Here is a 7,944-nt window from a genome sequence, read left to right as displayed (position 1 = left end):
AGCGTGTCTGCGAGCAGGCCGTCGGCGTCCACGACCAGTCGGGACGCGAAGCAGTCAGCCGGCAAGGCGCGGTACTCGGGCCACGCGGTGGCGATGACGACGGCGTCGGCGCCGTCGATCGCGGACTCGACCGACGCCTCGCGGCGGACATCGTCGGCGAGCGGGGGCCCGAGCGGCTCCGCGGCTGGATCGTGCGCCCGCACGACGGCGCCCCGCTGGACGAGCGCGGCGCACAGGTCGACGGAGGCCGAGCGCCGCAGGGTCGAGGTGCCGGGCGTGTAGGTGAGCCCGAGGACGGCGATGTGGCGTTGCGAGAGATCGTCCAGCTCCGACTCGAGCGTCCGGAGCGGCCACGATCGGTGCGCGGCGTTGCTGGCGATGACCGCGTCGAGGAGGGGCGTCGGGCGGGCCGTCGAGCGGCCGACCTCCCGGAGGTATCCGACGTCGCGGGCGAGCGTTCCGCCGGCGAAGGCCGCGCCCGGAGCGACGTAGGCGCCCGGGCCCACGCGCCGGTCGGTTCGCAGGGCGCGCTCGACGTCGCGCGCCTCGGCGCCCACCTCCTCGCAGAGGGTGGCGACCTCGTTCGCGAACGTCACCGACGTGGCCAGGTACGCGTTGAGCGCGTGCTTCGTCATCTCCGCCGACTCCACCGACATCCAGACCAGCTGGTCGGTGATCGTGCCGAGCAGGGCCACCAGGGTGGCGCGGTCCTCGTCGTGCCGGACGCCGACGACGATGCGGCTGGGGTGCAGGAACGAGTCCATCGCCCGGCCGAGCCTCAGGTTCTCCGGCGAGTATGCGAAGCCGAGCCGCGGACCGGCCGGTGACGCTCGGCGCTCGATCTCGGCGGTGCTGCCCACGGGCAGCTGGGACGACACGAGGACCACGGCCCCACTCGGTGCGCTCGGGAGCACCTCGAGCACCCGGTCGACGACCCACGCGGCGTCGCCCCGGTCCTGGTCGTCGACCGGGGTGTCGAACGTCACCCACAGCACGGCGGCCTCGGCGAGCGCCTTCGCCGGGTCCGTCGTGAAGGAGAGGAGACCCTGCTCGGCTCCCGCGGCGAGGGCCTCGGCGAGTCCGGGCTCGGCCAGCGCCGGCTCCGCCGCGCCGAGCCTCGCCACCAGCGCGGCGTCGGGGTCGAGGCCCGTGACCCGGTGGCCGAGCGCGGCCAGCCCGGCCGCGGTGACTGACCCGAGGTGCCAGCACCCGAGGACGCAGACGTTCATGCCCGAGGCTTGGTCCCCACGAGCAAGAACGGCCGAGCCGGTGTGAGCAGCGTCGGCCACTTGACGCCGAACTGGAGGAGCAGCGGTCCGGTCGGGATGCGCTGCCGGCGGACGTCCGCGCTCCTGGCCGCGATCAGCGCCTCGAGCTGCCGGACCGTGATCTGCAGCGTGGCCGGATGCTCCATGAGCTTCGTCCCCGACAGGGCACGCAACGGCGGGTAGAGCATCAGCTCGAGCCCGTAGAACCACCGCGGGACGCAGGACTCGACGACGACGAGTCGGCCTCCCGGGCGCAGGACCCGAACGGCCTCGTCGAGGGCGCGGGCGGCGTTGGCCATGGTCTCGCTGGCCCGACGCCCGGTCAGGTGGTGGATGAGGAGCGCCATCAGGACCACGTCGAAGGAGTTGTCCGGCTCGGGCAGGTCGAGGGCGCTCCCGGCGCGGGCCGTGACGTTGGGCGGGAAGTGGTCGCGGGGCAGCTTGTCCAGGAACAGGTCGATGGCGACGATCTCGTCGACGATCGCGACGTCGTAGTCGAAGACTCCCCCGTTGCCGATGTCGAGGAGGCGACCGGCCCCACGGAGCTCGTGCTCGATGGCGGTCCGAACGTTGCGGTACGTGCGGAGCCCGCTCATCCGTTCGAGGTAGCGGTCGACCTCCAGGAAGTAGGCCTCGTTCCGCTCGACCGCCCGCGCGTCCTGCTGCTCCGTCATCGCGGCACGGCCAGGCACAGCAGCGAGGTCCCCACCGGTGGCGGGATCCGCCCCTCCAGCGAGCACGCGAACCGCACGGCGTGGCCGACGACGTGCCGGCCACCGGCCACGGTGACCGGGTACGGCTTGCGCCGCCAACGCGAGTAGTAGAAGGCGACCGGCACGAAGCCGAGACCGAAGGCGTGGAGGCGCTGGACGTCGAACCGCCGCTCGATGACGGCTCGAAGCCTCGTCTTCGTGTAGCGCCGGTAGTGGCCGAGCTGCTCGTCGTGATACCCGAAGAGACTCGGCATCGCCGGCACGCTCAGGATCAGCACCCCGTCAGGCCGGAGGAGGTCGTGGAGCCGGTCGACCGCCGGAGCATCCTCCGGGAGGTGCTCGAGGACGTCGTGCATCACGACGACGTCGGCGACGTGGGACCCCGGAATGTCGCCGAGGGCCACATTGTGCACGGAGCACCCCGTCGGCGGCCGGGCCCGTGCGGCCAGGGCGTAGGCGTCGGGATCGGGCTCGTAGGCCTCGACCGTGTATCCCGCGTCGACGGCCATCTGGTTGAACACGCCGCTCCCGCATCCGATGTTGAAGAGGGACGGCCCGGCGTCGCGCTGCCGGAGCCAGCGGAGCGTGATCACATACTTTTCGAGCGCGTACGGGTCCTCGGTGCGGACCTCGTGGTCGCTGTTGCTGTACGCACTGCTCGTCACCGCGCCCGCGCCTCTTCGAGCGCCTTCGAGTGCGCGACTTGCTCCTCCACGAACCCTTCCGCGACGTCGACGATGAACCGCGGCCGACGCTTCACCTCGTCGTAGATGCGCGCCAAGTACTGGCCCAGGATGCCGAGGCACACCAGCTGGACGCCGCCGACGAACAGCACGAGCACCACGATCGTCGCGTTCCCGACGGGGAACGGCGCATCGATCACCTGCGTGGTCACGTATCCCAAGCCGATGGCGAAGGCCAGCCCGGCGGCGATGAAGCCGAAGGCGGTGCTCAGGTTGAGGAGCGCGCTCGAGAAGGCGACGAGCCCGTTGAGCCCGATGCGCAGCGAGCCGAGGAACCGGTTGTAGTGGCCCCGGCCGGCATGCCGAGGGGGACGGTCGAAGACGACTGCGGTCTGGCGGAACCCGACGAGGGCGACCATGCCCCGGAGGAACCCATGGGTCTCCGGGAACCGCAGGAGCTCGTTGACGACTCGTCGGTCCATGAGGCGGAAGTCGCCGGTCTCCCGCGGGATCTCCACCTCGCTGAACCGGTTGATGAGCCGGTAGCCCACGGTCGAGACCCAGCGCTTCACCCTCGGCTCGCCGTGCCGGCTGCGCCGCTGCGCGTAGACCACCTCGAAGCCCTCCCGCCAGCGAGCCAGGAGGTCGGGCAGGACCTGGGGCGGGTCCTGGAGGTCGACGTCCATGACGATGACCGCTCGTCCGGACGCGAACTCGATGCCAGCCAGGCTCGCGGTCGGCTGGCCGAAGCGCCGCGAGAACACGATGTACTTCACCGCCGCGTTGTCCACCCGAGCTCGTCGGATCACCGCCTCCGTCCCGTCGCTCGACGGGTCGACGGCGAAGATCACCTCGTAGGAGGTGACCTGCTCGCGCAGGATCGGCACCAGACGTCGGAGAAACTCGGGGACGTTGTCGGCCTCGTTGTAGACAGGCACGACGACGGACAACTCGATGGGGCTCACCGCGACCTAGCTGCTCATCCGCGTGACCGAGACACGGTACCAGCGATGAGTGCGGCCGCCTCAGCAAAGGTCGCGGTCGTCGCGTCGGGTGCCAGGCCGGGAGGCGGCTCGGCGCCACCGGCGCGACGCCAGCTGTACGGCCGCTCGAGCAGGACGCTGCGAACCCCACTCGCCGCGGCGGCGGCGATGTCGACCCAGCGGTCTCCGACGAGCCAGCTGGCGGCCAGGTCGAGGTCCATCTCGAGGCTGGCCGCCCGGAGCATGCCCGCCTTCGGCTTTCGGCACGCGCAGCCGTCCCCGTCATGGAAGCACGCGTAGACCGCGTCGAGCTGCAGTCGATCCCTCACGAGCTCGTTGATGCCCTCGACACGCTCACGCGTCGTGATGCCCCGGGCGACGTCGGGCTGGTTCGTCACCACGACGAGCGCGAACCCGGCGTCGCGCAGGCGCGCGGTCGCGTCGGCGGCATCGCCCACGAGCTCGGCCTCGTCGGCCCGGAAGGGCGGCTGGGGCACGCCGTCCGACGAGAGCGCGGTCTCGACGAGCACCCCGTCCCGATCGAGGAACACCGCCGGTCTCACCCCTCGCCTCCCGCCGCCGCGGGATCGAGGCGTGCGGCCAGGCCGCTCGCCCGCGCCCACTCGTCGGTCTCGTGCCAGGCGGCGACGGTCCCGATGTCGTGGAAGCGCTCCGTGACCTCGTAGGCGCGGAGCTGACGAGCCGCGACGAGCCAGTCGATGACCTCCCGCAGGTCGAAGCTCGCCGCGGGGCAGGCCTCGAAGGCGCGGGACCGGAACAGCAGGAGGCCGTAGTCGATCCAGGAGTAGGTCCCCGGCGGGTCGCCCTTCGAGTAGCGGCGCACAGTCCCGCTCGCCGCCTCGACGTTGCTCGGCTGCCACCGGTCGTCGTTGCGGAGGACGGTCATCGTCGCGAGCGCGGTCGGGTCGAGCTCGGCCTCGATCGCGGCCAGCGGCGCCTCGACCAGGGAGTCCCCGTAGGTGACCCAGAACAGCTCGGGAAGCTCGGGGAGCACGGCTCGGATGGCCCCGCCGGTGCCGAGGGGGTGGGACCCGTCGTCGCGGCACGAGGCGCGCACGCCCCACTGCGCCCCGTCGCCGACCGCCTCGCGGAGCTGGTCGCCCCCGTGACCGGTCAGCAGCAGCACGTCGGTCACGCCGAGGCTCGCCAGCTGGCGCAGCTTCCACTCGATGAAGGGGCGCCCGGCGACGGGCAGGAGCGCCTTCGGCTCGTCGGGTCCGGTGACCGCCGCCACCCGCGTGCCCAGACCGCCGGCGAGCAGGACCGCGACCCGCATCGGCCTAGGTGACGACAGTGGTGGACCCGGCGTAGTCGAAGCCGAACCGGATCTCCTGGAGTCCGAAGTCCTCCATCGTGCGACGGAGGGCCGGCTTGTCCTCGGCGTAGAACAGCAGGAAGCCGCCGCCGCCCGCGCCGACGAGCTTGCCGCCGGTCGCGCCGACGTCCACGCCACCCTGGATCCACCGGTCGACCTGGTCGTGCACCGCGCTAGGGGAGCGCTCGTACTTGCAGCGCCATTGCTCGGTGAGGAGGCGGGCGAAGCCGTCGAGGTCTCCGTCCTCGAGGAGGCGACGGCTCTCGAGGCCCAGGGCCCGCACGGCGTCGAGGTTCTCGCGGGCCGCGCCCTGCCCGGCGCCGCCGGCCCCCTGCGAGGAGAGCTCGTCCGCGGCCGAGCGACGGACGCCCGTATAGAAGAGGAGGAGGTTGTCCTCGAGCTGGTCTCGGACCGTGTCGGCCATGGTGACGGGGTTGACGTCGACCTCGCCGGCCGGTGAGAACTGGAAGGCCGTGAGGCCCCCGATGGAGGTGATGTACGGGTCCTGCTTGCCCACCGGCGCGCCGAGCCGGTTCATCTCGATCTCGCACGCGAGCTCGGCGAGGTGCCGCGCACTCACGGTCTGGCGCCGGAGCGTCAAGAGGGCTCGGAGGAGCCCGACGGTGAACGCGCCCGACGATCCGAGCCCGGTTCCGGCCGGGACGTCGGCCATGGAGGAGACCTCGATGCCGTCGGAGACACCGGTGAGGAGCAGCGCCTCCCGGAGGAGCGGGTGGGCCACGTCCTCGGGCTTGTCGGCCCGCTCCGTCTCCGAGTACTTGAGCAGCAGGTCCCCGTCGAAGTTCTGGTTCAGCGCGATGTAGACGTGCCGGTTGATCGCCGCGGCGACGAGGAACCCACCGCCGCTGTTGGTGTAGTACGCGGGCAGGTCGGTCCCGCCGCCGCCGAGCGAGATCCGCAGTGGTGTCCGGGTGATGATCACCGCGCGTACGCCTCCTCCACGATCCGAAGGACCGCCCGCGCGTCCGCCAGTGTCGCGCCGCGCGCGGGCCGGTCGTCCAGCGCGTCGCGAACGTCCGCGAGCTCGGCCAGCCAGGAATCGTCGTCGGACCAGACCTGCTCCGAGGAGGTCGGCGGGCCCAGCTCCGGGGCCATCGCGTGCACGATGAGGCGCTCGGGTCCGTAGGAGCCGCCGAGGCCCCGAAGGTCCAGCCGGGCGGTGCGGAGCGCGAGCTCCATCTCGAAGCAGTTCTTCCACTCGGTCCACGACGCGTGGAGCCACGCGAACGCGCCCCCCGGCACCCGGAGCGCGAGGTAGGCGTTGTCCTCGACCGCCATCGGCCAGAAGTCCGTCCGCAGCTCCGCGAAGGCGAGCTCCGCGTCACCGGCGAGGTGCCGGGTCAGGTCGATGAGGTGGGAGCCCTGGTCCAGCAGCTCGCCGCCCCCCGAGCGGGCCCGGTCGGCTCGCCACTCGCGCTCGTAGCCGAGTCGGCCCCCGTGGCCGTACCGAGCCCGGATCGAGAACAGCTCTCCGAACCGCCGCTCGGCGACCGCGTCCCGAGCGGCGCGCACGGCGGGGTGGAACCGGTGGTTGAAGCCCACGCGCACGGTCCGCCCGGCGCGGCGGGCGGCCTCGGCGACGGCGTCGAGCTCGTCGGCCGACCGGGCGGCCGGCTTCTCGACCAGCACGTCGCAGTCGCGAGTCAGCGCCGCGATCGTCTCGCCGGCGAGGGCATCGTGCGGGGTCGCCACGACGACGAAGTCCACGTCGCGCCGTCCGGTCGCCTCGGCCGCGCTCTCGACGGCCTCGACGCCGCCCCCGAGCTCCTCGGCGAGGCCGCGCGCTCGCGAGGGGTCGGCGTCGAACACGACCGGGGTGGGCACCCCGAGGGCGCGCAGCGCCAGGGCGCGCTTCCGGCCGACGAGCCCGCAGCCGACGATGCCGGCGCCGTTCACGCGTGCGCTCGCGGGTCGGGGAGGTCGAGCACCCACGGCTCGCCGACCAGCCAGTCCACCGTTCGCTCGACCGAGGACCGGATCGAGTGGGAGGGTCGCCAACCCAGGGCCTCGATGCGACGCGGGTCGAGGTGGATGTACGGGTTGTCGCCGATCCATCCGCGGTCCCCGCCGGTGAACTCGAACGAGGGGTCGACCCCGAGTCGATCGCAGATCCACCGTGCGGACTCGGTCACTCGACACGAGTCGTCGACCCCGAGGTTGAAGACGCCGCGGACACGATCGTCGTGGAGCGCCAGCACGATCGCCTCGACGCAATCACGGACGTCGAGGTAGCTCTTGCGCTGCTCGCCGTCGCCGAGGATCCGAAGGACGCTGGGGTTGCGGCGAAGCGCCCGCACGAAGTCGATCACGTGTCCGTGGGTGTAGCGCTCACCGAGGACCGACACGAACCGGAAGATCGTCGCCTGGAGCCCGACCCCTTCGGCGTGCGCCTGAATGAGGCCCTCTGCCGCCAGCTTCGAGGCGCCGTAGAGGGACGTCTGGGTCGGAAACGGGCAGTCCTCCGGCGTCGGAATGACCGGCGCCTCGCCGTAGACCGACCCGGTCGACGAGAACACGAATCGCGGCACGCGCTCGAGACGAGCGGCCTCCAGCATCACGTGCGTGGCGATGATGTTCTGACGAAGGTCACGGTCCGGATCGTCCCAGCCGAACCGGACGTCGGCGTTCGCGGCCAGGTGCATGATGCCGTCGGCTCCGCGCACGATGTCCCGCACGCCGCTGCCCGCGTCGAGGAGGTCGACGTGCTCGAACCGGAACGCCGGGTGGCTGGCCGCCGCCTGCAGGAACCGCTGGTGCCCGGTCGACAGGTTGTCAACGACGACGACCTCGTGCCCATCGTCGAGGAGGCGGTCGGCCAGGTTCGATCCGATGAAGCCGGCACCACCGGTGATCACGATCCGCATGTCAGGACGCCGGCGCGTCGGCTTCCCACGTGGGGGCCCGGGTCGCCAGCATCGGGTGACTCACGAGCAGGTGCCA

Annotated in this window: 9 protein-coding genes; all 9 read right to left on the bottom strand. The window is 72.0% G+C overall.

Features of this window, described 5'->3' with window-relative positions; translation table 11 throughout:
- Window positions 1-1,229, bottom strand: a 1,229-nt coding sequence (locus VG869_01410) for a nucleotide sugar dehydrogenase (protein HEV3449838.1), incomplete at its 3' end; no start/stop codon positions are given.
- Window positions 1,226-1,942 carry a class I SAM-dependent methyltransferase gene (locus tag VG869_01405; GenBank protein ID HEV3449837.1) on the bottom strand — a complete coding sequence of 239 codons (717 nt, stop codon included), beginning with the start codon at window positions 1,940-1,942 and terminating at the stop codon, window positions 1,226-1,228. The genes VG869_01410 and VG869_01405, both read right to left, overlap by 4 nt.
- Window positions 1,939-2,646: a methyltransferase domain-containing protein gene (locus tag VG869_01400; protein ID HEV3449836.1), complete on the bottom strand. Its 708-nt coding sequence runs from the start codon at window positions 2,644-2,646 to the stop codon at window positions 1,939-1,941. The genes VG869_01405 and VG869_01400 overlap by 4 nt, the downstream gene beginning before the upstream one ends.
- Entirely contained in the window at window positions 2,643-3,629 is a 987-nt protein-coding gene (locus VG869_01395; GenBank protein ID HEV3449835.1) for a glycosyltransferase family 2 protein, read from the bottom strand. The genes VG869_01400 and VG869_01395 overlap by 4 nt, the downstream gene beginning before the upstream one ends.
- 14 nt (window positions 3,630-3,643) lie before the next feature.
- Entirely contained in the window at window positions 3,644-4,210 is a 567-nt protein-coding gene (locus tag VG869_01390) for an HAD-IIIA family hydrolase (GenBank protein ID HEV3449834.1), read from the bottom strand.
- Window positions 4,207-4,944 carry an NTP transferase domain-containing protein gene (locus VG869_01385; GenBank protein ID HEV3449833.1) on the bottom strand — a complete coding sequence of 246 codons (738 nt, stop codon included), beginning with the start codon at window positions 4,942-4,944 and terminating at the stop codon, window positions 4,207-4,209. Before VG869_01385 ends, VG869_01390 begins: the two co-directional genes overlap by 4 nt.
- Before the next feature lie 4 nt (window positions 4,945-4,948).
- Window positions 4,949-5,926, bottom strand: a complete 978-nt coding sequence (locus VG869_01380; protein ID HEV3449832.1) for a galactokinase — start codon at window positions 5,924-5,926, stop codon at window positions 4,949-4,951.
- Window positions 5,923-6,900 carry a Gfo/Idh/MocA family oxidoreductase gene (locus VG869_01375; protein HEV3449831.1) on the bottom strand — a complete coding sequence of 326 codons (978 nt, stop codon included), beginning with the start codon at window positions 6,898-6,900 and terminating at the stop codon, window positions 5,923-5,925. The genes VG869_01380 and VG869_01375 overlap by 4 nt, the downstream gene beginning before the upstream one ends.
- On the bottom strand, window positions 6,897-7,868 hold the full coding sequence (locus tag VG869_01370; GenBank protein ID HEV3449830.1) for an NAD-dependent epimerase/dehydratase family protein: 972 nt from the start codon (window positions 7,866-7,868) through the stop codon (window positions 6,897-6,899). The genes VG869_01375 and VG869_01370 overlap by 4 nt, the downstream gene beginning before the upstream one ends.
- Window positions 7,869-7,944: the final 76 nt, after the last annotated feature.

The sequence above is a fragment of the Acidimicrobiia bacterium genome (assembly GCA_035948415.1).
In the GTDB taxonomy this organism is placed as follows: Bacteria; Actinomycetota; Acidimicrobiia; order IMCC26256; family PALSA-555; genus PALSA-555.
The sequence above is the reverse complement of the archived record's forward strand: the minus strand, read 5'-3'. Positions and strand labels throughout refer to the sequence as shown.